This is a genomic window from Umboniibacter marinipuniceus (assembly GCF_003688415.1).
GTDB lineage: Bacteria > Pseudomonadota > Gammaproteobacteria > Pseudomonadales > DSM-25080 > Umboniibacter > Umboniibacter marinipuniceus.
On record NZ_REFJ01000001.1, the window covers coordinates 179,756 to 205,615 of the forward strand.

Annotated in this window: 18 protein-coding genes; 14 read left to right on the forward strand and 4 right to left on the reverse strand. The window is 51.6% G+C overall.

All coding sequences use genetic code 11. The features are described from left to right. Positions 1 to 3: 3 nt before the first annotated feature. The 3 genes from ahcY to DFR27_RS00935 are packed head-to-tail and all read right to left on the reverse strand — an operon-like array spanning position 4 to position 3,586. Positions 4 to 1,368, reverse strand: coding sequence for an adenosylhomocysteinase (ahcY, locus tag DFR27_RS00925; RefSeq protein WP_121875581.1), 1,365 nt, complete (start codon positions 1,366 to 1,368; stop codon positions 4 to 6). Positions 1,369 to 1,386: 18 nt separating this feature from the next. Continuing rightward, positions 1,387 to 2,616, reverse strand: coding sequence for a methionine adenosyltransferase (gene metK, locus DFR27_RS00930; protein ID WP_121875582.1), 1,230 nt, complete (start codon positions 2,614 to 2,616; stop codon positions 1,387 to 1,389). Then, on the reverse strand, positions 2,609 to 3,586 hold the full coding sequence (locus tag DFR27_RS00935) for an ArsR/SmtB family transcription factor (RefSeq protein WP_121875583.1): 978 nt from the start codon (positions 3,584 to 3,586) through the stop codon (positions 2,609 to 2,611). Before DFR27_RS00935 ends, metK begins: the two co-directional genes overlap by 8 nt. A gap of 190 nt (positions 3,587 to 3,776) precedes the next feature. Between DFR27_RS00935 and tkt the strand changes: the two genes are divergently transcribed. From tkt to fba, 4 genes are read left to right on the forward strand one after another with little or no spacing between them, the layout of a single operon-like run. Beyond that, positions 3,777 to 5,774, forward strand: a complete 1,998-nt coding sequence (gene tkt, locus DFR27_RS00940) for a transketolase (RefSeq protein WP_121875584.1) — start codon at positions 3,777 to 3,779, stop codon at positions 5,772 to 5,774. Between the two features lie 8 nt (positions 5,775 to 5,782). After that, positions 5,783 to 6,799, forward strand: coding sequence for a type I glyceraldehyde-3-phosphate dehydrogenase (locus DFR27_RS00945; protein ID WP_121875585.1), 1,017 nt, complete (start codon positions 5,783 to 5,785; stop codon positions 6,797 to 6,799). After that, positions 6,796 to 7,962 (forward strand): phosphoglycerate kinase, encoded by a 1,167-nt coding sequence (locus tag DFR27_RS00950; RefSeq protein ID WP_121875586.1) that lies wholly within the window; start codon positions 6,796 to 6,798, stop codon positions 7,960 to 7,962. Before DFR27_RS00945 ends, DFR27_RS00950 begins: the two co-directional genes overlap by 4 nt. A gap of 54 nt (positions 7,963 to 8,016) precedes the next feature. Continuing rightward, complete coding sequence (gene fba, locus DFR27_RS00955) at positions 8,017 to 9,081, forward strand: class II fructose-bisphosphate aldolase (RefSeq protein ID WP_121875587.1); 1,065 nt, start codon at positions 8,017 to 8,019, stop codon at positions 9,079 to 9,081. A gap of 262 nt (positions 9,082 to 9,343) precedes the next feature. Here fba and DFR27_RS00960 read toward each other — a convergent pair whose 3' ends face one another. Further along, positions 9,344 to 11,815, reverse strand: coding sequence for a penicillin-binding protein 1A (locus DFR27_RS00960; RefSeq protein ID WP_121875588.1), 2,472 nt, complete (start codon positions 11,813 to 11,815; stop codon positions 9,344 to 9,346). 221 nt (positions 11,816 to 12,036) lie between these two features. Here DFR27_RS00960 and pilM point away from each other — a divergent pair, with 221 nt between their 5' ends. From pilM to hemE, 10 genes are all read left to right on the forward strand, one after another. Beyond that, a complete protein-coding gene (gene pilM / locus DFR27_RS00965; RefSeq protein WP_121875589.1) occupies positions 12,037 to 13,113 on the forward strand; it encodes a type IV pilus assembly protein PilM in 1,077 nt (358 codons plus the stop codon). Then, a complete protein-coding gene (locus DFR27_RS00970; protein WP_121875590.1) occupies positions 13,100 to 13,666 on the forward strand; it encodes a PilN domain-containing protein in 567 nt (188 codons plus the stop codon). Before pilM ends, DFR27_RS00970 begins: the two co-directional genes overlap by 14 nt. Beyond that, positions 13,667 to 14,275: a type IV pilus inner membrane component PilO gene (locus tag DFR27_RS00975; RefSeq protein ID WP_121875591.1), complete on the forward strand. Its 609-nt coding sequence runs from the start codon at positions 13,667 to 13,669 to the stop codon at positions 14,273 to 14,275. After that, the gene (locus DFR27_RS00980; protein WP_121875592.1) at positions 14,275 to 14,817 is read left to right on the forward strand and encodes a pilus assembly protein PilP; all 543 of its coding nucleotides are present in this window, start codon (positions 14,275 to 14,277) and stop codon (positions 14,815 to 14,817) included. Before DFR27_RS00975 ends, DFR27_RS00980 begins: the two co-directional genes overlap by 1 nt. A 15-nt stretch (positions 14,818 to 14,832) precedes the next feature. Next, positions 14,833 to 16,905 carry a type IV pilus secretin PilQ gene (locus DFR27_RS00985; RefSeq protein WP_121875593.1) on the forward strand — a complete coding sequence of 691 codons (2,073 nt, stop codon included), beginning with the start codon at positions 14,833 to 14,835 and terminating at the stop codon, positions 16,903 to 16,905. A 10-nt stretch (positions 16,906 to 16,915) separates the two neighbouring features. Next, positions 16,916 to 17,446, forward strand: coding sequence for a shikimate kinase AroK (gene aroK / locus DFR27_RS00990; protein ID WP_121875594.1), 531 nt, complete (start codon positions 16,916 to 16,918; stop codon positions 17,444 to 17,446). After that, the gene (gene aroB / locus DFR27_RS00995) at positions 17,433 to 18,518 is read left to right on the forward strand and encodes a 3-dehydroquinate synthase (protein WP_121875595.1); all 1,086 of its coding nucleotides are present in this window, start codon (positions 17,433 to 17,435) and stop codon (positions 18,516 to 18,518) included. Before aroK ends, aroB begins: the two co-directional genes overlap by 14 nt. A gap of 200 nt (positions 18,519 to 18,718) precedes the next feature. Further along, positions 18,719 to 23,158 carry a glutamate synthase large subunit gene (gltB, locus tag DFR27_RS01000; RefSeq protein WP_121875596.1) on the forward strand — a complete coding sequence of 1,480 codons (4,440 nt, stop codon included), beginning with the start codon at positions 18,719 to 18,721 and terminating at the stop codon, positions 23,156 to 23,158. Positions 23,159 to 23,168: 10 nt separating this feature from the next. Beyond that, positions 23,169 to 24,587 (forward strand): FAD-dependent oxidoreductase, encoded by a 1,419-nt coding sequence (locus DFR27_RS01005; RefSeq protein ID WP_121875597.1) that lies wholly within the window; start codon positions 23,169 to 23,171, stop codon positions 24,585 to 24,587. Between the two features lie 81 nt (positions 24,588 to 24,668). After that, positions 24,669 to 25,730, forward strand: coding sequence for a uroporphyrinogen decarboxylase (gene hemE, locus DFR27_RS01010; RefSeq protein WP_121875598.1), 1,062 nt, complete (start codon positions 24,669 to 24,671; stop codon positions 25,728 to 25,730). The last annotated feature ends 130 nt before the right edge of the window (positions 25,731 to 25,860 follow it).

Here is a 25,860-nt window from a genome sequence, read left to right on the forward strand (position 1 = left end):
AACTTAGTACTTGTAGGTCTCAGGCTTGTAAGGGCCTTCAACCGGGACGTTGATGTACGCGGCTTGCTGTGGAGTTAGTTGTGTTAACACGCCACCAAAGCCAGCGACCATGTTGGCAGCCACTTCTTCATCAAGTTTCTTAGGTAGAAGTTCTACCGTGATATTGGCCGCTTTATCCGCAGCAGCTAAGTCGGCAAACTTGCGATCGAATAGATACATTTGTGCTAACACCTGGTTCGCGAAAGAGCCATCCATGATGCGCGACGGGTGCCCCGTTGCGTTGCCCAAGTTCACCAAACGACCTTCTGACAGAAGGATTAGGTAATCGTTGTTCGCGCGATCGCGGTGCACTAAATGTACCTGAGGCTTCACTTCTTCCCACTCCCAATGCTTGCGCATGAATGCGGTGTCGATCTCGTTGTCGAAATGACCAATATTTGACACGACGCAGCCCGGCTTCAGCGCCTTAAGGATGGCTGAATCCGCTACATTGACGTTACCTGTTGTGGTGACCAGTAGATCGGTATTGCTGAGTACTTCGGTATTGGTGTCTTCTACTTTGCCGGTGTTAATGCCGTCGTTGTAGGCACTCACAACCTCGAAGCCGTCCATGCAAGCCTGCATTGCACAGATTGGGTCAATTTCAGTAATACGAACAATCATCCCTTCCTGACGAAGCGATTGTGCTGAACCCTTACCAACGTCACCGTAACCAATGACCAGCGCCTTCTTACCGGCTAGGAGATGATCGGTGCCGCGCTTAATGGCGTCATTGAGCGAGTGACGGCAGCCATATTTGTTGTCATTCTTACTCTTGGTCACTGCGTCATTAACATTCACCGCAGGGATCTTAAGTTCACCTTTCTCCATCATCTCGTAGAGACGATGAACGCCGGTTGTTGTTTCTTCGGTGACACCGTGAATTCGATCCAGAATCTCAGGGTATTCGTTGTGGATAAGCAGTGTAAGGTCACCGCCATCATCCAGAATCATATTTGCGTCCCAAGGCTCACCGTCCTTGAGGATAGTTTGATGCAAACACCATTCGTACTCTTCCTCGGTTTCACCCTTCCAAGCGAAAACCGGGACGCCCGAAGCAGCGATGGCCGCGGCGGCCTGATCCTGGGTCGAGAAGATGTTGCAGCTCGACCAACGAACTTCAGCGCCAAGCGCCACAAGTGTCTCGATCAGCACTGCCGTTTGAATTGTCATGTGAATACAACCCAAAATCTTCGCGCCAGCAAGTGGCTTATCCGCCTGGTAGCGTGTACGAAGAGCCATCAGCGCAGGCATTTCCTGCTCGGCAATATGAATTTCCTTGCGGCCCCAATCGGCTAGGTTGATGTCACGAATTTTGTAATCAGTCATTGTTAAAACCTCTAATCTTTATACGTTGGCAGCGGCTTGGAGCGCCTCAACCTTGTCAGTTTTTTCCCAGGTGAACGCGGTAAAGGTCTTTGAGTGTTTCGTCACTTCACCCTTCTCGCTTTCAGTCCACTCATAGGTATGTTCGAACGGTTTACGACCGAAGTGTCCGTAAGCTGCGGTCAGCTGGTACATTGGGTACAGCAGGTTCAATTGCTTAGTGATGGCGTAAGGTCGGAGGTCGAACACTTCCCGAACGATCTCTGCGAGACGCGCGTCGCTTAACTTACCAGTGCCAAAGCTGTTAACTGATACCGAAGTTGGTTCGGCAACGCCAATGGCGTAAGACACTTGAACCTCGGCACGGTCAGCTAACTCAGCGGCGACTAAGTTCTTGGCCACGTAGCGACCAATGTATGCCGCGCTGCGATCAACCTTTGACGGGTCTTTGCCGGAGAATGCACCGCCTCCGTGTCGTGCTGCACCGCCGTATGTATCGACAATAATTTTTCGACCCGTAAGACCGCAGTCGCCCACTGGCCCGCCAATTACAAAGTTACCAGTAGGGTTAATGTGGTATTTAGTGTCAGCGTGAAGCCATTCAGCAGGCAGTTCTGCCTCAATGATCTCGCGGCGAACCGCAGCGCGAAGCGTCTCGAGCGATACGTCTGGGTCATGTTGGGTAGACAGGACTACAGCGTCGATGGCAACGGGCTGTCCGGCGTCATCATAGCGAAGCGTTACCTGAGACTTGGCGTCCGGGCGCAACCAAGGGAGAATCTTGTTCTTGCGTAAATAGGCCTGACGCTGAACTAACTTGTGTGAGTAGTAGAGCGCCGCAGGCATGAAATCCTCAGTCTCATTGGTTGCATAACCAAACATCAAGCCCTGATCGCCTGCACCCTGCTCTTCTGGGGCACTGCGGTCGACGCCCTGAGCAATGTCAGGAGACTGCTTACCAATGGCGTTAATGACCGCGCAAGATTCGCCGTCGAAGCCAACCAACGAACTGTTGTAGCCAATATCCGTGATCACCTTGCGAACGATGTCTTCGAGGTCGACATAGCAGGTGGTGGTGGCCTCGCCGGCAACCACTGCCATGCCGGTCTTTACTAGCGTTTCGACCGCCACACGAGCGTGTGGGTCGCGAGCAATCATAGCGTCCAAAATGGCGTCAGAGATTTGGTCTGCTAGTTTGTCAGGATGTCCTTCAGAGACGCTCTCTGAAGTAAAAAGGGTATACTCACTCATCTGTGTTGCCTACTCGTGTTGTAAACGTAAAAAGTTGAAATTGAAAGCCATTGCGCAAAGCAAAGAACTGACTGTCGATTGGTTTTAAGCTGGCATCGCGCGCCCAACTCAATAGCTCTTCTTGTTCGAAGCCCTGCCAAAGGTCGCCACAGGCGTCTTTCACCCAGCTTTGGTCATGGCGAACTAAGTCGCATACGACCAGAATTCCATCGCGGCTCAAATGACCGGCAAGGTCCTTGAATATGCGGACCGGAGAAGGCGTATGGTGGAGGACCATATTGACGACAATAAGATCTGCCGACTGGATATCTTCTTGAGTCGTATCGCCATGAAGCAGCGTGACATTATTCAGTTCTGCCTGTTCTACCGTTCGGCGCGCCACCTCAAGCATAGTTGATGAAATATCTACCGCTTGAACCTGCTGATATCGTTGGCTGAGGAACGCTAATAACTCGCCGCGGCCAGGCCCTATTTCTAATGCCGTCCCTCTGCGCTTGCTCAGCCGGTCGATCATTTCAGCAACCTGCTCGCCATACACGCCGAAATCGGCGATGAGATCCTGTTGCTCTCGAAGCGTGGAAGCGTTGGCTTCGAAAAACTGTTGGGCGGTAGCGGTGCGTGCCTGATGCACATCGGCAACACTTCCTTGGATAGTGCTATCTAACGCAAGTCGGTCGGTAGTGAGATAGAGAGCATCGGCCAACGCCGAGAGTTCACCAGAAACCGGAACCCGCCGATAGAACGCACTCGTGCCCTCTTTTCGGCTTAAAATCAAGCCGGCGTGGGTTAATAGCTTCAGATGATGACTCAAGGCAGGTTGTCGCAGCGAGAAGATTTGGCAAAGCTCAGCTACATTATAAGAGTTGCTTGCTAAAACGCGCAGGATTAACAGGCGAAGCGGGTCCGCCGCAGCTTTCAGGAATGCTGCAGTGTTATCTAGGCGGGATATTGGCGCGGAAATTCGACTCATGGCGGCATAATATCAAAAAATTTCAATATATCAAAATATATTGATATAAAGGGTCGTTATGATCTTGCAATTTACATAGCCGAAAAGCACTCATTTTGCCGTTGCTCTTAGTACAGGCATCAGTGAGAATACCCTCTGACAAGATTCAGATGCTTTTCGACCTTTTATTCGATTCAACAAGGAGCTTTACATGCCCTCTCGTCAAGACTTAGCCAATGCTATTCGCGCATTATCAATGGATGCTGTTCAGCGAGCTAACAGCGGTCACCCAGGCGCCCCAATGGGGATGGCGGATATTGCTGAGGTTCTTTGGAATAAATTTTTAAAGCACAATCCAAGTAATCCTGAGTGGGCAGATCGAGATCGCTTTGTGCTATCGAATGGCCATGGGTCAATGCTGATCTACTCACTGCTACACCTTAGCGGCTATGAGCTTTCTATCGAAGAGCTAAAGAACTTCCGCCAGCTGCACTCAAAGACGCCGGGTCACCCTGAATATGGCTATGCGCCAGGCGTGGAAACAACTACTGGCCCACTGGGTCAAGGTGTGACCAATGCGGTGGGTATGGCGCTGGCTGAGAAAATGATGGCGGCCCAGTTCAACCGTGACAATCACGACATTGTTGATCACTACACCTACACCTTCCTTGGTGACGGTTGTCTTATGGAAGGTATCTCTCACGAAGCCTGTTCGCTGGCAGGAACTCTCGAGCTAGGTAAGCTCATTGCTATCTACGATGACAATAATATTTCCATTGATGGCGAAGTTGGTGGCTGGTTCGGCGATGACACCCCAGCGCGTTTTGAAGCATATGGCTGGCACGTCATACCAAATGTTGATGGACATGATGCTGAAGCGCTCGAAGCGGCGATTGCGGCCGCGAAGGCTGAAACTGGTAAACCAACCTTAATCTGCGCTAAGACCGTTATCGGTTTCGGCTCACCGAACAAGCAGGGCACCTCTGGCGTTCATGGCGCACCACTAGGTGATGCAGAGATTGCTGCGGCACGTAAGACGCTAGGCTGGACTCACGAGCCTTTCGTTATCCCTGAAGATATCTATGAAGCATGGGATGCCAAGGACAAAGGCGCGGCGGAAGAAGCCGAATGGGATGATCGTTTCGCTGAGTATGCCACCGATCACCCAGAGCTAGCCGCTGAATTCAAACGTCGCATGGCGGGTGAGCTCCCAGAAAGCTTCGCTGCCGATATGGCCGCGTTCATTGCCGACGCACAAGCAAACCCTAAAAAGGTGGCTACCCGTCAGGCAAGTCAAATTTGTTTGAATCAACTCGGCCCCATTCTTCCTGAAATGGTTGGCGGTTCGGCGGACCTCGCGGGATCTAACCTAACCAAATGGGATGGTAGTAAAGGGATTACGGGTGCGGATGCCTCCGGTAACTATATCTACTATGGTGTTCGCGAGTTTGGAATGAGCGCTATTATGAATGGTATCGCGCTTCATGGTGGCTTCGTACCTTACGGCGGCACCTTCTTGATGTTTATGGAATACGCGCGTAATGCGGTCCGCATGGCGGCGTTGATGAAGCAGCGTGCTATCTTCGTTTATACCCACGATTCAATCGGCTTGGGCGAAGACGGTCCTACTCACCAGCCGGTAGAGCAGCTTACGTCGCTTCGCTCTACGCCGAACCTAGAAACATGGCGCCCCTGTGATGTGGTCGAAAGCGCCGTAAGCTGGCAGGCCGCGGTTGAGCGCAATGATGGTCCTAGTGCCCTCATCTTTACCCGCCAAGGCCTAGAGCCGCAGCCTCGTACTGCAGCGCAAGTCGCCGACGCAGCGCGCGGTGGTTATATCCTATCCGATAGTGACGGTACGCCAGAGCTTATTCTGATTGCCACGGGTTCCGAGGTAGAGCTAGCTGTTCAGGCGAAGCAAGTGCTCGCTGCTCAGGGCAAGAACGTTCGCGTTGTCTCCATGCCATGTTGTGAGCGTTTCGATCAACAGGATGCCGCATACCGCGAGGCGGTATTGCCAAGCGCGGTATTGCCGCGCGTAGCGATCGAAGCCGCGCATCGCGATTACTGGTACAAGTACGTGGGTCTAGATGGTCGCATTGTTGCGATGGAGACCTTCGGCGAGTCAGCCCCTGCGAATGAGCTATTCGAAATGTTTGGCTTTAGCGTAGATAATGTTGTGACGGTTTCGTTGGAGCTACTAGCTTAGGAGTTCGCGTGAGCGCCCAACTTGCAATTAATGGCTTTGGACGTATCGGGCGATCGGTACTCCGCGCCATAGTTGAACGTGATCTTTGGCACCACCTCGCGGTGGTGTCTATCAACGAGCTGGCGCCTATCGAAACAATCTGCCACTTGCTCAAATACGATTCTACCCATGGGCGATTTCCGGGGTCGGTGGTGATTGAGGATAATTGCCTAGTGGTTAACGGGCATGTCATTAACATTACTCACGAGGCCGACTTTACGGCACTTCAAATTGACGTTGATGTGCTCATTGAGTGCTCGGGGAGTGTTAGTGCTGAGGAGGCACGCCGCCAAGTAGGTGGCAGCTTAAAGCATGTGCTCATCTCCAACCCTTCACAGCCCGATGTCGATCGCACTTTGATCTATGGTTTTAACCAGGATCAAGTTACTCGGCAAGATGGCGTGATTTCCTGCGGATCCTGTACCTCAAACGCACTAATACCGATGGTGGCGGTGTTGGACGAACAATTTGGGGTGGTAGCCGGTAGCAGTCTAACGTTGCATTCGGCGATGAACGATCAACCCGTTATTGATGCCTACCACGATGTGGATTTACGGCTGACACGCAGCGCAATGCAGTCAATGATTCCAGTAGAAACTGCGCTCGACAGAGGTGTTTATCGTTTACTTCCTCATCTGGAGGGGCGACTGCATAGCTCATCGATACGCGTGCCCACGTCGAATGTCTCGGCCATTGAGCTGACGGTTCAAACCGATCGAGCAATTACTCGCGGCGCGTTCACAGCCTGCTTACAGCAATTGGCGGACAGCAATCAATATATCAGCATCTCTACCGAACCATTGGCATCGTGTGACTTTATCCACGACCACCATAGTGCGGTAATTGATGTGCCGCAGAGTGCGGTAGTAAACCACCATTTAGTCAAAGTGCTAATTTGGTTCGATAATGAATGGGGCTATGCAAATCGACTAGTTGATAGCGCGCTCCATGTTCAACAGATGATCAGCTTGGGAGAGCTAACATGACTGTAAAATTAATGGCAAACGAATCATTGGCTGGTAAGCGAGTATTGATCCGCGAAGACTTAAATGTTCCGATCAGTGACGGCACAGTGACGAGCGATGCGCGTATCTTGGCCGCTCTTCCCAGTTTAAAACTCGCGTTAGAAGCTGGCGCTGCGGTGATGGTCATGTCACACCTAGGACGCCCTGTAGAGGGTGGTTCGGATTTAGAAAACCAAGCCTACTCGCTAGCTCCAGTGGCAGCGCATCTAAGTCAGCTATTAGGTCAGGATGTACCATTGATCAAAAATTGGCTCAACGGCGTAGACGTAGAGCCGGGGCAAATTGTGCTGCTTGAAAACGTTCGCTTTAATGTGGGTGAAAAGAAGGACGATGAGTCCTTGGCCAAGAAAATGGCGGCGTTGTGCGATGTTTATGTAATGGACGCATTTGGCACCAGCCACCGTGCGCAGGCGAGTACGCATGGGGTGGCAAAGTTTGCCCCAATCGCGGTAGCAGGGCCACTGTTGGCGGGCGAGCTTGACGCTTTAGCCTTAGCGCTTCAGGCGCCAGCCAAGCCAATGACTGCTATCGTTGGCGGCTCCAAGGTGTCAACTAAGCTAACGGTTTTGGAACAACTCGTTGATGTGGTTGATCAGCTGATCGTTGGCGGCGGTATTGCTAATACCTTCTTGGCTGCGGCGGGTCACCCAGTGGGTAAATCGCTCTACGAAGCGGACTTAATTCCGGCGGCGAAAGCGCTGATGGCAAAAACCAACATCCCACTTCCGGTAGATGTTGTGGTGGGTAAAGAATTCTCTCCTACTGCTGAAGCAGTTGTGAAGGCAGTGGAGGATGTAAGCGAAGACGACATGATCTTCGATATTGGTCCTGAATCGGCTCGCCAAATGGCGGCTCTCCTCACTGAGGCGAAAACGATTTTGTGGAATGGACCGGTCGGCGTTTTTGAGTTCGACCAATTTGCAAAAGGGACGGAGGCGCTATCACAGGCTATCGCAAAGAGCCCTGCATTCTCGTTAGCTGGTGGCGGTGACACGTTGGCAGCAATCGATAAGTACAACATAAAAGACCAGGTATCTTACATCTCTACAGGTGGGGGAGCTTTCCTTGAGTACGTTGAAGGAAAAGTGTTGCCCGCCGTTGCGATGTTGGAATCAAGGGCCTAATCAAAAAGCAAATAGGGAACGTTGCGCACGCGCAACAACAAAGAGGATCTAATCATGGCACTCATTTCGTTGAGGCAGTTACTCGATCATGCGGCTGAATACAATTATGGTGTTCCAGCTTTTAATGTTAACAATCTAGAGCAGACGCGGGCAATTATGGAGGCGGCGCAAGCCACCGACAGCCCAGTGATACTTCAGGCATCGGCAGGCGCTCGCAAATACGCAGGCGCGCCATTCTTGCGCCATATGATTCTTGCCGCCGTTGAGGAATTTCCAGATATCCCTGTCGTGATGCACCAAGACCACGGGACGAGTGCGGCGGTCTGTCAGCGTTCAATCGCGCTTGGTTTCTCGTCGGTGATGATGGACGGCTCGCTAGGCGAAGATGGCAAGACGCCAACTGACTACGACTATAACGTCAATGTCACCCGCCGCACGGTGGAAATGTCGCATGCCTGTGGTGTTTCCGTTGAAGGTGAGCTGGGTTGTCTAGGCTCCCTAGAAACCGGTCAAGCTGGTGAAGAAGATGGTATTGGTGCCGAGGGCATCCTTAGCCATGAACAAATGCTAACGGATCCGGAGGAAGCAGCTGATTTCGTCTCTAAAACACATGTTGACGCGCTGGCAATCGCCATTGGCACGTCGCACGGCGCCTACAAGTTTACTCGCCCGCCTACAGGCGACATCTTGGCGATTGACCGCATTAAGGCAATTCACCAGCGTATCCCAGGTACGCACTTGGTAATGCATGGTTCATCCTCTGTACCACAGGAATGGCTAGCAGTTATTAATGAATTTGGCGGAGAAATCCCTGAGACTTATGGCGTTCCTGTCTCGGAGATTTGTGAAGGTATTAAACATGGTGTTCGCAAGGTGAATATCGACACGGATCTGCGCTTAGCTTCTACTGGTGCGGTGCGTCGTTTCTTGGCGCAGAACCCAAGCGAGTTCGATCCGCGTAAATTCCTGCAGCGCACCACCGATGCGATGAAAGAGATCTGCGTAGATCGTTATGAAGCATTCGGCACCGCCGGAATGGCCAGTAAGATAAAGCCAATCTCGTTGGATGATATGGTCGCGCGTTATGACCGTGGCGAGCTAGATCCTAAGATTCGCTAAGCCATTGCGGTCTAAGTCTCGTCACGGATTAGATCGCTAGCGGCTAAGTCCTTTCGGCTTTAGCCTCAAAGGACTTCTTACTGCTCAGCAGGAAGTGACTAAAAAGGCCTCGACACGCTTTGTGTGGAGGCCTTTTTAGTGGGTGCATTCGCTGCTGTGAGCGCATTCGCTGTTCTGAGCGCGCAACCATTAGTTAACAGTGGCCTGGCGGTAGAGCCCGCTCTCGCGGCGCAAATCCGACTTAGCCCTGGTTTTTCGGGTGCTAAAAGATATCCTCCAGATCCCGACTCTGTTGAACCTCATCCGATTGGTAGAGGTCCTGAATAGCATCAGGTTCGTACTCAGGCAGTAGCTCACGACGGAAGTATTCTTGCACGCTATTCTGGCTATCACGAGTGCGCAGCCCGTTCTCGGGGTTAATTCGCACTGAGACAACACCGTCAGGGATGGGGCGCTCATAAATCGGTTCGTCGGCCAGAGCTGCCCGCATATAGTCTATCCAGATAGGGAGCGCCGCAGAGCCGCCATATTCGCGCGAGCCGAGCTTTTGCGTGCTGTCGTAACCCACCCAAACCGTGGTTGCTACGTGGCGTTGATAGCCAGAGAACCAGGCATCAACTGGCCCATTGGTGGTGCCCGTTTTCCCGCCGATATCTGGTCGCTCTAGGACGCGAGCTCGTCGGCCCGTGCCACGTTGGATAACGTCCTTCAGAATACTATCAAGAATGAAATTAGCGCGTTCATCGAGCACTCTTGGCGCATAAGCTGGGGCGTCGTTCTCAGCTTCGGTTTCAAAGTCCGAGAGTGATAACGCCTCAAATTCGTCCTCTTTTGCCTGTGCCTGAAGTCGATCTCGCTCACATTGTATGTCGCAAACAACCACGCGTGGATGCTCAAATACCTTGCGTCCCGTGCGGTCTTCTACTCGGTCGATGACAAACGGTTGGACGTGGTAACCGCCGTTCGCCAATACCGCGTAGCTCTCCGCCATCTTCATTGGCGTGGTGCCATATGAGCCAAGCGCAATTGACACGTAAGCTGGCAGATTTCGGCGTTCAAAGCCAAAGCGTGAGATAAAGCTGCGAGTGGGATTAATCCCCATTTGCTGCACTAGGCGAATAGACACCATGTTGCGACTGCGATACAGGGCCTCTCGCAAACGAATGGGACCGCTGAAACGGCCCCCGTCATTGGTGGGGCGCCAGATATTTTCGCCACCGGCATCGGCAATGACGACTGGGGAGTCGTTGATCATGGTAGCGGCAGTCATGCCGCTCTCTAGCGCCGCCGAGTAGATGAGCGGCTTGAAGCTAGATCCAGGCTGACGAATCGCCTTCTGAGCACGGTTAAATTTGCTGAGGAAATAATCGTAACCGCCAACTAGTGCGCGCACACTGCCGTCGTTCGGAGACAGCGAAACTAGCGCCGCTTGGGCGTCAGGTATCTGGACAATGGCGTCACGAGTTTCGTTGAGTCGAACAACGTCGCCTACGGCAAAGACTTCGGCCAAACTTACTGGGGTGTTGCCACGAAGGTCTTCGCTAATGAAACGACGAAAATCTGACAGGTCTTCGCGATAATCTAGGACGATTTGCTCACCTGCGGCGGTGACTAAAGTAATTATGCCGCTCTCTAAGCTGAGAATGGCAGCTGGGATCTTGCCGCCGATTTCTCGGATATCGGCGAGTCGGGAGCTCCAGACTTCGGCATTAGGCTCCCAATCTGCTGGCGCAGGGTTGTCTGAGCTCCATTGGCTAAGCGTGGACTCAGCTCCTCGGTAGCCCTTTCGTGCATCAAATTCGTCTAGTCCATTGATAACACTCTGCTGGGCAACCTGTTGTAGCGTGCTGTCAATGGTAGTGTACACACGGTATCCAGCGCTCTGATAACTTGGGCCATAAGTCTCTTCAGCGAACTGCCGCGCCATTTCGGCAACAAACGGAGCGTGAACATCCACCACTACATCATGTATGCCTGCTGAGACAGGCTGGGCAATAGCTTCTGAGTAGTCTGCCTGAGTGATGTAGTTTAGCTCCAGCATTCGTCCTAAAATCCAGTCTCGGCGAATTCGTGCGCGATCTGGATTGACGATAGGGTTAAAAATACTTGGGCCTTTCGGTAGGCCGGCAATCATCGCAACCTGTGCAAGGCTTAGTTCGGAAATAGGCTTGCCGTAATACACTTCGGCAGCAGCTTGTATCCCGTAGGCGCGCTTTCCGAGGAAGATCTTGTTGACGTAGAGCTGGAAGATTTCGTCTTTACTTAATTGCTGCTCAATTTGGTACGACAGTAAGATTTCGGAAAACTTGCGGGTGAAGGTTTGGCCGCGGTGAAGATAAATATTACGCGCCACCTGCATAGTGATGGTTGAGCCACCGCCTTGAATTTCGCCGGTGCTAGCGAGTTGCACCACAGCCCTAGCGATACCTCGGTAGTCTACGCCACTGTGTTCAAAGAATCGGTCGTCTTCAGCTGCGAGGAAGGCATTTACCACTACTTCTGGGATGTCTTCTGCTAGGATAGGGATACGTTTCTGCTCGCCAAAGACCCCAATCAGTTTATTATCTCGTGAATAAACCATGAGTGGTGTTTGCATCTGAATATCGTTGAGCTCTTGCAACGGTGGCAGTTTTGGGCTCAGATAGAGGTATATGCCAGCTGCTGCCATGATGCCACCACCTAAAACGGCGGTGACAGACCAGAGAATAAAACGTATAAAAGCGGGTAGCTGCATAGTAAAAGTCGATAATCCAAAAGTAGTTACAAGTTGCCTAGTGCAGTTTAACACTGGGACTCGGGAATAAAAATATACTTACCAATCCGTAGCGTAAAGGCGAGTACTTTCGCAGTATATCGTGCTTTTGTGGCCGAGCTGACGAACGTATCACATTTGCGCCGCGAATTTTGTGTAAGATAACATGACTGAATAACATTTCTTCGTTAGGAATCGAAATAATGAGTTTAAAGGGGCTGTTTGCAAAACCCCAACGTCGCCTTCTAGGCCTCGATATCAGCTCAACGGCAGTGAAGTTGCTGGAGCTGAGTAAGTCGGGAGACAAGTACCGAATAGAAGCCTATGGCGTTCTCGGTATGCCAGAGGGTGCTGTTGTTGATCGCACCATCAAGGACCCTGATGCAGTATCTAGCGTCATTCGTAAGTTGGTTTCAAGAACGGGAACCAAGTTAAAAGGGGCTGCCGTTGCGGTGACGGGATCTTCAGTGATCATCAAGCGACTACAAATGCCAGCAGGGCTTTCTGAGGCGGAGTTAGCGACCCGTATCATTATGGACGCTGAGCAATATATCACCTTCCCTATCGAAGAGGTCTCACTAGATTTTGAAGTGCTGGGGCCTTCGCAAACCGAAGGTCAGCTGGACATACTTCTTGTTGCTTGTCGCTCCGAGAATGTAGATATGCTAACTGAAGTGGTTTCAGCGGCGGGTTTGGTGCCAGAAGTCGTTGATGTAGAGGTCTTCGCGCTGACCCGAGCGTTTAGTTTTGTGGCGCCGCAACTCGAGGCCGATAAAGACTCGGCAATCGCGCTGTTTGATATTGGTGCTACCGCAACTAATATTACGGTTATTCAGGGTGGCGGCACTGGCGTACCTCGGGAGGTGAACTTCGGTGGTCACCTTCTCACAGATCAGATTATGCAGCGCTATGGTCTCTCACTCGAGGAAGCTGGGCAGGCGAAACGTTTAGGCGGTTTGCCTGATGACTATCAGTCAGAGGTTCTTGCGCCATGGATTGAAGATGCCGTAGATCAGCTGCAAAGTAACTTGCGGAACTATGTTTCTGCGGCGTCAATTAGTGAGGTTGATTACGTTGTCTTGGCGGGTGGTGGCGCAGCTATCCCTGGCTTAGCGGAGGCTTTTGAAGCCCGAACAGGAATTCAGAGTTTTGTTGCCGACCCCTTCGCTCGGGTGAATTTTGCCAAGCGGATTAACAAACGTGCGCTCCAGTCAGATGCTCAGGCAATGACCGTAGCAACAGGTTTAGCGATGTGGAGTTTTATTGATGGCAAACATTAACCTACTCCCGTGGCGTGATAAACGCCGCGAGCTAAAGAAGAAAGAGTTTATCCAGGTTTGCTTCCTTGTTCTTGTTGCCGTGGTGGGTGTGCTCTTCGCTGTGTCTCAGTGGTATTCAGCGGCGCAGGACAACCAGGCGCAGCGCAATGCGCTATTGGACAATGAAATTAGGCAGTTGCGTTTGCAGGTCAATGAAATTAGGTCATTGCGAGAACAAAAGCAGGAAATGATTGACCGCATGACGGTCATTCAAAGCCTCCAGGGTGATCGACCAATGATTGTTCATCTATTTGACCAATTGGCGAGAACCTTGCCGCAGGGTGTTTTCTACAACACGGTTAAGCGTGAGGGTAATCGGATTCAAATCGTTGGTATCGCTGAGTCAAGTGCTCGTATCTCAGCTCTGATAAGACGCCTTGAGGCTTCAGAGTGGTTTGCCGATCCGCGTCCAACAGAGATTAAGGCAGCGCCCCAATACGGTGAGTTCGCCAGTCAGTTCAGTCTAGTAGTCCAGATTACTAAGCCGAAGCAAGATGAAGAGGAGGATAGCTAAATGTCATTACAGGAATCGCTATCCAAGCTAAACGAGATTGATATCAATGATCTCGATTTTGAGAATATTGGTACGTGGTCAATTGGTGGACGAATCGTCGTTTGGGTTCTGCTTGCGGTGATCATCGCCGGTGCTGGCTACTGGTTTGTTATTCAGCCGCAGATTGATGAGCTTGAACGCGCTCAAAGCCAGGAGGTTGAAAAGCGACGTCAGTTTGAGTCGATGGCCGCCCAAGCTTCAAGTATCGATGTGTATCGAGCCCAGCTCGTTGAGATTGAGCAGTCGTTCTCTGCGCTGTTATCTCAGCTTCCATCCGAAACCGAAGTGCCAGGCCTTTTGGATGATATTTCCGAGTCCGGAATTAACAGTGGCCTATCCTTCAAAAATATTCAGTTACGCCCTGAGCAAGTGCGCGAATACTATGTAGAGCTACCCATTCAGATCACGGTTTCCGGTGGCTACCACGATATGGGTACCTTCGTAAGTGGCGTAGCGGGGTTGTCGCGAATTGTGACACTTCACAACTTCGATATCAGCGGCAGTAACCCTGATGATCTAAAAATGGAAATTACCGCCAGCACCTACCGTTACAAGGGAGGTGACGAATAATGAAGAAGTCACTCCTCAGCAGTTTGGCGTTAGTGATCGCTCTGAGCGGCTGTGCTGCCGATCAGTCTGACCTTCAAGGGTATGTGAATCAAGTCAAAGCCCGGCCAGCCGGTCGCGTTGAACCGCTTCCTGAGTTCGCGCCCTACGAGACTTTTGTTTACGCAGCATCGGGGCGACGCGCACCATTCGAGCCGCCTGTTTCAGCAGAACAGATGTTGGCGCAGCGCGCGGCACAAGTCAGTGAAATTCAACCTCCGGTTGATCACACGCCGCAACCACTTGAATTATATGCCATCTCAGATTTACGAATGATTGGCTACGTTGACCATCAGGGTTCGCGCTGGGCAACACTTCAGGATGGGTCGGGCTCGGTTCATCGCATTGGGGTGGGTAGCTATATTGGTAAGAACTATGGTCGCATCACCAAAATAACGTCAACACATATTGAATTACTCGAAATTGTTCCCAACGGTCCACGCTCATGGATTGAGCGGCCCCGCACCATTCAAATGGTCGGGTTGGAACAATTGGGCAGCAACTAAAAAGAGAGACTAGAGATGATCCGTCAAACTAAAATTGCATTGACTATGCTGGCAAGCGCGCTGACTTCAGCACCGCTGCTAGCAACGGAATTGACGAATGTTGAATTCAACACCTTGCCCGGCGAGCAGCTAGAAGCGGTACTCACGTTTGATACCGCTGCACCTTCTGCCTCCGGTTACCTTATGGAGTCTCCCGCTCGGATTATTGTTGATCTGCCCGATACGGACAACGGCGTTGATCAACGCCGTTTCAACCTATCGGGCGATGTAGCAACTAGCGCCATGCTGCTGTCTACCGACGAAAAAACCCGTTTAGTTTTCAACCTTAGCGGAGCGGGCCAGTATGAAATGCTGACGCGCGGTAATAAGGTGTCAGTGATCATTGAGAAACCCATTGCCACCGCCAGCTCAGGGGGAATGACACAACAATTTGCTAGCGCTTCAACGTCCAATAATCAGCTTGATGGTTTCGATTTCCGACGCGGTGATCGCGGTGAGGGTAACGTCATTCTGGACTTGGGTAGCTCAAGTGCTAACGTAAACGTCGAGTCTCGCGGTAGCGACATTGTTGCCACAATTCCAAACTACACCGTGCCGGCAAGACTACTAAATCGAATGGACGTTGTGGATTTTGCCACACCGGTAAGCCTCGTCTCATTTGAGCAGCGTGGCCGAGATGCAGTGGTGACAATTAGCACCTCTGATGATTTCGATATGTCAGCCTACCAAGCGAATGATGAGTTTGTGGTGAGCGTAGCGCCGTTGACACGTGAACAACGTGCAGAGCGCGAAGCCGAATTCGCCTACCAGGGCGAGACCTTAAGCTTTAACTTCCAAAATATTGAGATCCGCTCACTACTGCAGATTATTGCTGATATTACTCAGCTTAACCTGGTAGCGAGTGATAGCGTTCAAGGTGATATCACGCTACGCCTAGTTAATGTTCCATGGGATCAAGCGCTTGACTTAGTACTGAAAACTAAAGGTCTAGATAAGCGACTCATTGGTAACGTTTTGATGGTTGCGCCAGCGGCAGAAATCGCTGAGCGAGAGCGAGTAGAACTTCAGAATAGTATCGATCTTGAGCAGCTAGCACCGCTCTACACTGAGCACTTTGAGGTGAATTACGCGGATGCAGCGGAAATTAACGCCTTGTTCCAGCAGATGAATGAAGAGACTGCCTCTGGTCTCCTTAGCGGTCGCGGTAGTGTCATTGTAGATGAGCGCACTAACTCAATCATTATGAGTGACACTCAGGCTAAATTAATGGAGTTTCGCGAGCTACTGCATAAGCTAGATATTCCGGTTCGTCAGGTATCTATCGAAGCACGAATCGTGCTGGCTAGCACGGGCTTCAGTCGTGATCTTGGTGTTCGTTGGGGTTATGACTACGCACGTGACGTAGGCGGTGGTGATATCGGTATTGGCACAGGTACCGTAGATGGCGTGGTAGATATCGTTAACGGCGACCCTCTCAGCTACGGTGATGCACCAGGCGGCCTCGTGGTTGATTTGGCCGCTACACCATCCGCAGGTACGGCTTCTTCTTTTGCTGTGGGTCTGCTCTCTTCGGGTGGAAACTTCCTGACTCTCGAGCTTTCGGCGCTGGAAGCCGAAGGTCGTGGTGAGGTGATCTCGCAGCCAAAAGTGATTGCGGGTAACCAGCAAACCGCAGTAATTCAATCGGGTTCGGAGATTCCCTACCAGCAGGCAACGTCAAGTGGTGCAACGGCTGTTCAGTTCAAGGAAGCGACCTTGAAGTTGGAAGTGACGCCGCAGATTACGCCTGACAACCGAATCATTATGCAGTTAGTCATTAACAAAGACTCGATTGGTGAAGTGGTCGCGGGCGTACCAACCATTGATGTCACTCAGTTGGAGACTCAGGTCATTGCAGATAATGGACAAACCATTGTTTTAGGTGGCATTTTTGAGCAAGCTGTGGTCGAATCGGAAGCGAAGACACCAATTCTTGGTGATCTACCGCTAATCGGGCATCTGTTCAAGCAAACGAGCCGTCAGAATGATAAGCAAGAAACGCTTATCTTCATTACGCCACGTATTCTGGAGACGCCCCTAGAAAGCTAATAGGGTAGGAATGAAGTCTCGTCAGAATATATTTCTAATTGGGCCAATGGGAGTAGGAAAGACTACCATTGGCCGATTACTTGCCGATCGCTTAGGTCGGCATTTTTATGACACCGACCGAGTCGTTGAAGAGCGAACAGGTGCCGATATTCCTTGGATTTTTGACGTTGAGGGCGAGGCTGGATTTCGTCGGAGAGAGCAGGCCGTCTGTGCGGAATTGGCGCAGGAACAGGCGCTGGTTATCGCGACGGGTGGCGGTATTGTCATCAACGAAGAAAATAGAAAGGCAATCCGTCGCGACGGAATTGTTATCTTCCTCTCGGCAACGGTCGACCAACTCGTAGATCGCACCGCTAAAGACACCCGACGTCCACTGCTACAGAACGATAATCCAAGAAACGTCATTGCTGAAATTTTCGAAACTCGTCTTCCCCTCTACCAAGAACTTGCAGATATTACGGTTGCGACCGATAGGTCAGCGCCACGCCTTTTGGTGAACGATATTCTGCGCCAGCTGGATCAACATAATGAAAACGCTTAATGTCGACCTCGATGAACGTAGTTACCCAATCTACATAGGCTCAGATCTGTTATCGCAGCGAGTCTTGTTCGATGCACATATTCGCGCTAAACAAGTTTGTATAGTTACCAATGAAACCTTGGCCGATAGCTATGCGAAGCAGGTTGCCGCAACTTTAAGTGATTACCAACTAACTACAGTGGTGCTGCCTGACGGTGAAGCTTTTAAGACGTTGGATACGCTGCAGCGAATCTTCGATCAACTCCTTGAGCAAAGGCATAATCGAACCACTACGCTAATTGCTATTGGTGGCGGCGTAGTGGGCGATATGACGGGCTTCGCCGCTGCGTGTTATCAGCGTGGCGTTGATTTCATTCAGGTTCCTACCACCTTGTTATCGCAGGTTGACTCGTCGGTTGGCGGCAAAACCGGCGTTAATCATCCGGCGGGGAAGAATATGATTGGGGCTTTTTACCAGCCTCAGGCAGTCGCCATCGATCTGACGGTGCTCACCACGCTGCCCGCGCGCGAATTGTCAGCGGGTCTCGCTGAGGTCATCAAATACGGTCTAATCTGGGATCATGAATTCTTTGAGTGGCTAGAAGAAAATATGGAGGCGCTACGACAGTGCAATCTGACGCTAATGGAATACGCTATCCAGCAATCTTGTGCGATTAAAGCGCAAGTGGTAGCTGCGGATGAGCGTGAAGGCGGCCTGCGGGCTATCTTGAATCTAGGGCATACCTTTGGACACGCGATTGAAACTCACCAGGGCTACGGCGCTTGGCTTCATGGGGAGGCCGTAGGCACGGGTATGGTTGTGGCAGCAGAACTCTCTGCCGTGCGTGGTTACATCAGCAGCACCTTTGTTGCGCGAATTCGAAAGTTGATGGCGGCCGCAGGCCTACCGATTCATATCCCTTCAGCAATGACAAATGAAGAGTTTCTGCAGCTAATGGCTGTAGATAAAAAGGTATTAGACGGCCGTCTACGCCTAATACTCAACGTTGATCACGGCAAAAGTGCCATTTTTGACGATATTACCGAAGAATCTGTTAAAGTAGCGCTTGATCGTTGCCGAAAGGAAATTTGATTCGGTACGCGCCCGAGAGCATACGCCCGTGAAAACGGGCCTCTCCGCTAGGTAGCCGCACGCATAACCACACGTTACAAGGTGCATTGTAAGTCGTAATAGCCCGTATCTTCGCAATTAGTGTACACTGCGAGGTCCGTGATCTCTCGCGTGCCTACCCGAGAATGCTTCACCCAGTCTACTGTTTCCGAGGGGATCCCATGTCGAACGGTTTATATAACGTCGATGAATTTCGAGATAATTGTGGCTTCGGCCTGATCGCCCATATGCATGGCGAGCCGAGTCACCGCCTGCTATCCACTGCTATTGAATCGCTGGCCGCGATGACCCACCGTGGCGGTATCGCCGCCGACGGTAAAACGGGTGACGGCTGCGGGCTATTATTGCAGATGCCAGACGTTTTTATGCGAACTGTGTCAAAGGAAGCGGGTTTTGAGTTACCCGAGCGCTATGCGGTAGCGGTGGTAATGGCCGCTAAAGAGGCGTCTCAATTCGCAGTCCAAGAGTCGGCGGTGAATAGCTGGATTACGAAGGAAGGGATGTCAGTACTTGGTTGGCGAAAACTACCAACGAATGCCGACTGTCTAGGGCCCATTGCCTTGAGCTCGCAACCTGATTTTTACCATGTCTTCATTGCGCCAAATGAGCTTGCGAACGATGTATTCAACGCAAGAATGCTAGCGGCACGCCGTCGTATCCACTTAGAGCTTGCTGGACAGACAGGCTTCTATATCGCAAGTATGTCAACAGGAGTTGTTAGCTACAAAGGGCTAATGATGCCGGTAGATCTACCGAACTTCTTTTGTGACTTGCAGGATGAGCGCCTAGCAACCGGCATTTGTGTTTTCCATCAACGTTTCTCTACCAACACGTTACCTCAGTGGCATCTCGCTCAGCCATTCCGCATGCTGGCGCATAACGGTGAAATCAACACCATTACGGCCAATCGTAATTGGGCGGAAGCGCGTTTAAGCAAGTTCAACTGTGAGCTGCTACCCGAGATGAAGGAAATTGGACCGCTGGTTAACCGCTCGGGCTCTGATTCATCAAGCCTGGATAATATGCTTGAGTTGTTGCTCGTCGGTGGCACGGAATTGCATAAAGCCGTGCGCATGCTAGTTCCCCCTGCATGGCAGAACCTCGAGGATATGGATCCCGATCTTCGTGCCTTTTACGAATACAACTCGATGCACATGGAAGCCTGGGACGGACCAGCGGGCTTAGTTATCACCGATGGCCGTTATGCTGTGTGTACGCTTGACCGTAACGGACTTCGCCCAAGTCGCTGGGTTCTAACTGATGACAACTTCTTTACCATCGCCTCCGAAATTGGTGTCTATAACTACGCACCTGAAAGCGTGGTGGCAAAAGGGCGTTTGGGGCCAGGTCAAATACTTACTGTTGACACTGAAACCGGTGAGCTCCTGCGAACCGAAGATATTGATAAGTTGTTAAAAGAAGCCGCGCCGTATCGTGATTGGCTTCGTCGTGAGGCGATTCGTCTTGAGCATCTTAGCTACGATGGCGATTTGCCCGTTGTCTCGGGTGATCAACTGAGTACCTTGCAAAAACTACACGGTGTTTCTACGGAAGAGCGAATTCAAGTAATGCGTCCGTTGGCCGAAGGTGGTCAGGAAGGCGTTGGTTCGATGGGTGATGATACACCCATGGCCGTGCTTTCAGCCAAGGAACGGTCAATCTACGACTATTTCCGCCAGAAGTTTGCGCAGGTGACTAACCCACCCATCGATCCGTTGCGAGAGTCCATTGTTATGTCGCTCGAGACCTGTGTAGGTCGCGAGAAATCGATGTTCACCACCACCGCAGACCATGCCTCGCGGATCATCATGAGCTCTCCGGTACTGACCCCACACAAATACTACACCTTGGTTCGTAGTGGCTTCGAGGCTCATCGGGTCTTCGATTTGGACCTCAGCTATGATCCCACGCAGCAAACTCTGGAGTCGGCGTTAAGGGGGCTTTGTGAGAAGGCCGCCCAGTCCGTTCGAGACGGTTTTAGCGTGACGGTTATTACCGATCGTAATCCGGCTATTAACACCTTGTCGATTCCGGCGCTCATGGCAACCGGGGCTCTGCATCACTACCTCATTGAGCGTGGTTTGCGCTGTGATACCAACCTGTTGGTTGAAACGGGTTCAGCCCGAGACTCACATCAAGTTGCCGCATTGATTGGCTACGGGGCGACAGCGGTATTCCCCTACCTTGCCTACGCAATAATTGATGACATGGTGGCCAGTGATGACGTGCTCGTAGAGCGTGAGCGCGGTTACAAGAATTACGAAAAAGGAATTAACAAAGGGCTGCTCAAGATTCTCTCGAAGATGGGTATCTCTACCATTAACTCTTATCGCGGCGCGCAGCTATTTGAGGCTGTTGGTTTGTCTTCCGATGTTATTGAGCTGTGTTTCAAAGGCACCTCAAGCCGCATCGAGGGTGCCGGTTTCGGTGAGATAGAGTCTGATCTAAAAGCGCTATCAAAGCGCGCTTGGAAGGCGCGTTTAGGGCTCGACGCAGGTGGCCTACTCAAGTACGTTCACGGTGGCGAGTACCACGCGTTTAACCCGGATGTGGTCATGGCGCTTCAAGTCGCCGTGAAATCAGGAGACTATGCTGATTGGGAAAAATACGCAGCGCTCGTGAATGACCGACCTGTTGCGACCTTACGTGATCTCCTTCGTATCAAGCCGCAAGCTGCTATCGACCTCAATGAAGTTGAGCCATGGGAAGCCATTGTGAAGCGCTTCGATTCGGCAGGTATGAGCTTAGGTGCGCTTTCACCCGAGGCGCACGAAGCCTTAGCGGTGGCGATGAATCGCCTAGGTGGCCGATCAAACTCAGGTGAAGGTGGCGAAGATCCGGTTCGCTACGGTACTGAGAAAGTCTCGAAGATTAAGCAAGTCGCGTCTGGACGTTTCGGTGTTACCGCTGCGTACCTGCGCAGTGCGGAAGTTATTCAGATTAAGGTGGCTCAGGGCGCTAAGCCTGGAGAAGGTGGTCAGCTGCCCGGTGGTAAAGTGAACGCGCTCATAGCCCGTCTCCGCTACTCGGTTCCGGGTGTCACGCTTATTTCGCCGCCACCGCATCATGATATTTATTCCATTGAAGATTTAGCTCAGTTGATCTTTGACCTGAAACAGGTGAATCCAAATGCTTTGATCTCGGTGAAGTTGGTTTCCGAACCGGGGGTTGGCACCATCGCTGCAGGGGTTGCGAAGGCCTACGCGGATCTCATTACCATCTCAGGCTACGATGGCGGTACCGCGGCTTCGCCGTTGACCTCAATTCGCCATGCAGGGTCTCCGTGGGAGTTGGGTTTAGCGGAAGCACATCAGATGCTCCGCGCGAATGATCTTCGAGCAAAGGTCCGCGTACAAACTGACGGCGGCCTTAAAACTGGTCTTGATGTGATTAAAGCGGCCATCTTGGGTGCGGAGAGCTTTGGCTTTGGTACCGCGCCAATGGTTGCTCTGGGTTGTAAGTATCTGCGTATTTGCCACCTTAATAACTGTGCAACGGGTGTTGCCACACAGAATGAACAGCTTCGCGAAGATCATTTCAGCGGCACCGTTGAAAACGCCATGAACTTCTTCAAATTCGTTGCGATAGAAACTCGTGTTTTACTGGCGCAACTTGGTTTGCGCTCAATGAACGAGCTAATCGGTCGTGTCGATTTGCTCGAGCGCACGGACACTGACATGCCGAAGCGCGCAGGGCTCGATCTATCGCCTCTTATCCATAGCGATGAATTCCTTGAATCGAAGCCGCAATATTGTGAAGTTGAAAGTAACGACCCCTACGATAAGGCTGAGTTAGCCGAACAAATGGTTCGCGATACACTTTCGGCCATTGAAACAGCTCAAGGTGGCGAGTACCACTACGATGTGGACAACGAAGATCGCTCTATTGGCGCTCGAGTCTCAGGCGAGATTGCGGTGCGCTATGGCGATAAAGGCCTGCCGAATGAACCGTTAGTATTGAATCTCAAAGGTGTTGCGGGGCAATCACTTGGAGTATTTAACTCGGCCGGGTTACATATCAATCTTGAAGGCGACGCCAACGATTATGTCGGCAAGGGCATGTCAGGCGGGCGCGTGAGCATCCGTCCAGCGTCGGGATCACGTTTCGTCGCCAAAGATACCTCAATTGTCGGCAACACTTGTTTGTATGGCGCGACGGGCGGCGAGTTATTCGCTGCTGGCCAGGCTGGTGAACGATTTGCGGTCCGTAACTCGGGCGCGACAGTTGTGGTTGAAGGCGCGGGCGATCATTGCTGTGAGTACATGACAGGCGGGCAGGTCGTTGTCTTGGGGCAGACAGGGTATAACTTCGGTGCGGGTATGACCGGCGGAGTTGGTTTCGTGTTGGACCTAGAGGATAACTTCCCGCACCGCTACAACCGCGAGCTCGTGGAGATTCGTCGCTTGTTCGGCGCGGCGTTCGAAGAATACCGAGTGCATCTGCGCGAGTTGATTCAAAAGCACGTTGATAGCACCGGCTCAACGTGGGGTAAAGAAGTGCTAGATAACTTCGATCGATATATTAGCCACTTCTGGTTAGTGAAGCCAAAGGCAGCAGCTGTGGACGATTTGTTGAGTCAAATTCGTACCCGACCAGAGTGAGGATACGGTAATGAATAAGCGTTTAAATAATGATTTCCAGTTTCTGGATGTAGATCGTAAAGATCCAAAAAAAATTGCCCTTAATTCCCGTCAGGCGGACTTTGTAGAGATCTATGAGCCGTTTGAAGAAAAACAAGCGGCGTCTCAATCTCATCGCTGCTTAGATTGCGGTAATCCCTACTGCGAATGGAAATGCCCTGTGCATAACTACATTCCAAACTGGTTACGCTTGGTGTCGGAAGGAAAAATCTTCGAAGCGGCGGATCTTTGTCATGAGACTAACTCACTGCCGGAAGTCTGTGGGCGAGTTTGCCCTCAGGACAGGCTCTGTGAAGGCGCTTGTACCTTAAATGACGAGTTTGGTGCGGTGACGATTGGTAACGTCGAGAAGTACATTACCGATACGGCCTTTGCCCTAGGTTGGCGTCCAGATCTCTCGGCACGAGTCATGACCGATAAGCGTGTGGCAATTATCGGCGCTGGCCCAGCAGGGCTCGCTTGTGCCGACGTACTTGTTCGCAACGGCGTGACGCCAGTGGTCTTTGATAAGTATCCTGAAATCGGCGGCCTCCTCACGTTTGGTATTCCTGAGTTCAAACTAGAAAAGCGAGTGTTGAGCCAGCGTCGTGAAGTGTTTGAAGAGATGGGCGTTGAGTTTAAGCTCAATACCGAAGTTGGCAAAGATGTTGACTTCGCCGAGCTCATTCAAGAGTTTGACGCCGTGTTCCTTGGCATGGGTACTTACACTTCTATGCGCGGCGGTTTCCCTGGTGAAGATAAGCAAGGCGTCTACGACGCGTTGCCGTTCTTGATCTCAAACGTCAACCGCAATCAGGGCTGGGAAGCGTCCGCCGATGACTTTATTTCGGTAGCGGGTAAGCGGGTAGTCGTACTTGGCGGCGGTGATACCGCGATGGACTGTAATCGCACGTCAATTCGCCAACAGGCTGACGCGGTGAGCTGTGTTTACCGCCGTGATGAAGCCAACATGCCGGGTTCACGGCGCGAAGTAGCGAATGCAAAAGAAGAAGGCGTTCAGTTTCTCTTTAACCGTCAGCCAATTGAAATTGTTGGCGATGATCACGTTGAAGGGATTAAAGTGGTTGAGACCGCCCTAGGCGAGCCGGATGAAAATGGTCGTCGTCGACCAGAGCCCATTGAAGGCTCCGAGCAAATCATCCCCGCCGACATTGTCTTAGTTGCGTTTGGCTTTCAGCCAAGTCCAGCGCCTTGGTTCGCCGATTACGGGATTGAGCTGAACAGTTGGAATGGTGTTGTGGCGCCGGCCGAAGGCAACTTTGCCTATCAGACAACTAATGAGAAAGTCTTCGCGGGAGGTGATATGGTCCGTGGTTCTGATCTGGTTGTGACGGCCGTAGATGAAGGTCGCAAGGCCGCGGCCGGAATCATGGATTACCTCGACGTATAGTATTCAGGGCTTTTTTACTTCACAGGCTTTCTGTTGGCGACGTTTTGTACGACAATAGGCGCCTGTGAAGAAGGAGCCCTTATGTCATTCCCCGAATTAAAGAACGATCGATTTCTCCGCGCGCTAAATCGCGAGCCTGTAGACCGCACGCCTATTTGGATGATGCGCCAGGCGGGCAGATATCTGCCTGAGTACCGTGCTACTCGTGCGCAAGCCGGGGATTTCATGAGTCTTTGCAAGAACACTGAGCTTGCTACGGAAGTGACCCTTCAACCTCTTCGGCGCTACCCCGCTGATGCGGCGATTCTATTCTCGGATATTCTCACCATTCCCGATGCGATGGGGCTTGGTCTCTATTTCGAAACCGGCGAAGGCCCGCGCTTTCGAAAGGTCGTTCGAACCGAAGCTGACGTCGCCGCACTCCCCGTGGTCAATACCCAAAAAGATCTTAGTTATGTGACGGATGCGGTAACGTCTATCCGCCATGCTTTGGCTGGTGACGTGCCACTCATAGGTTTCTCAGGTAGCCCTTGGACGCTGGCGACATACATGGTTGAGGGCGGGTCGTCTAAGGACTTCCGCAACCTTAAAAGCATGATGTATCGTACGCCTGAGCTACTGCACGCCATGCTCGACAAGCTGGCGCTATCAGTGATTGACTATTTGAATGCGCAGATCGATGCGGGCGCACAAGCCGTTCAGATCTTCGATTCGTGGGGTGGCGCGCTATCCGATGATGCCTATCAAAAATTTAGCCTCTTCTATATGAAGAAGATTGTTGCGGGTCTAAAGCGTGAATCAGAGGGTCGTAAGGTTCCCGTTATTCTCTTCACCAAAGGTGGAGGTCAATGGCTTGAGGTTATGGCCGATTCAGGTTGCGATGCGTTGGGCTTAGATTGGACCACGCCAATCAATCAGGCGCGGGAGCGAGTTGGTCACCGTGTTGCCCTTCAGGGGAATATGGACCCTGCAGTCCTCTATTCTGAGTCGGCACAGATCCGTGCGGAGGTGAAGCGAATTCTTGATCAGTTTGGTGATCATCCTGGTCATGTTTTCAATTTAGGGCATGGCATTACCCCGCATGTAAAACCTGATGCGGTTAAAGCGTTTTTTGATGCGGTTGTGGACTTGTCATCTCGCTAACAGAACGGTAATGTTAACTAGATCACATTCACGAATTGGCCAACCGTCAAATTGTGACACTAGTCCGAGCGATTCCTGAAATTAGGATTACATTTACAAGGACTGGAGCAATTCAGTACTTAATGCAGTT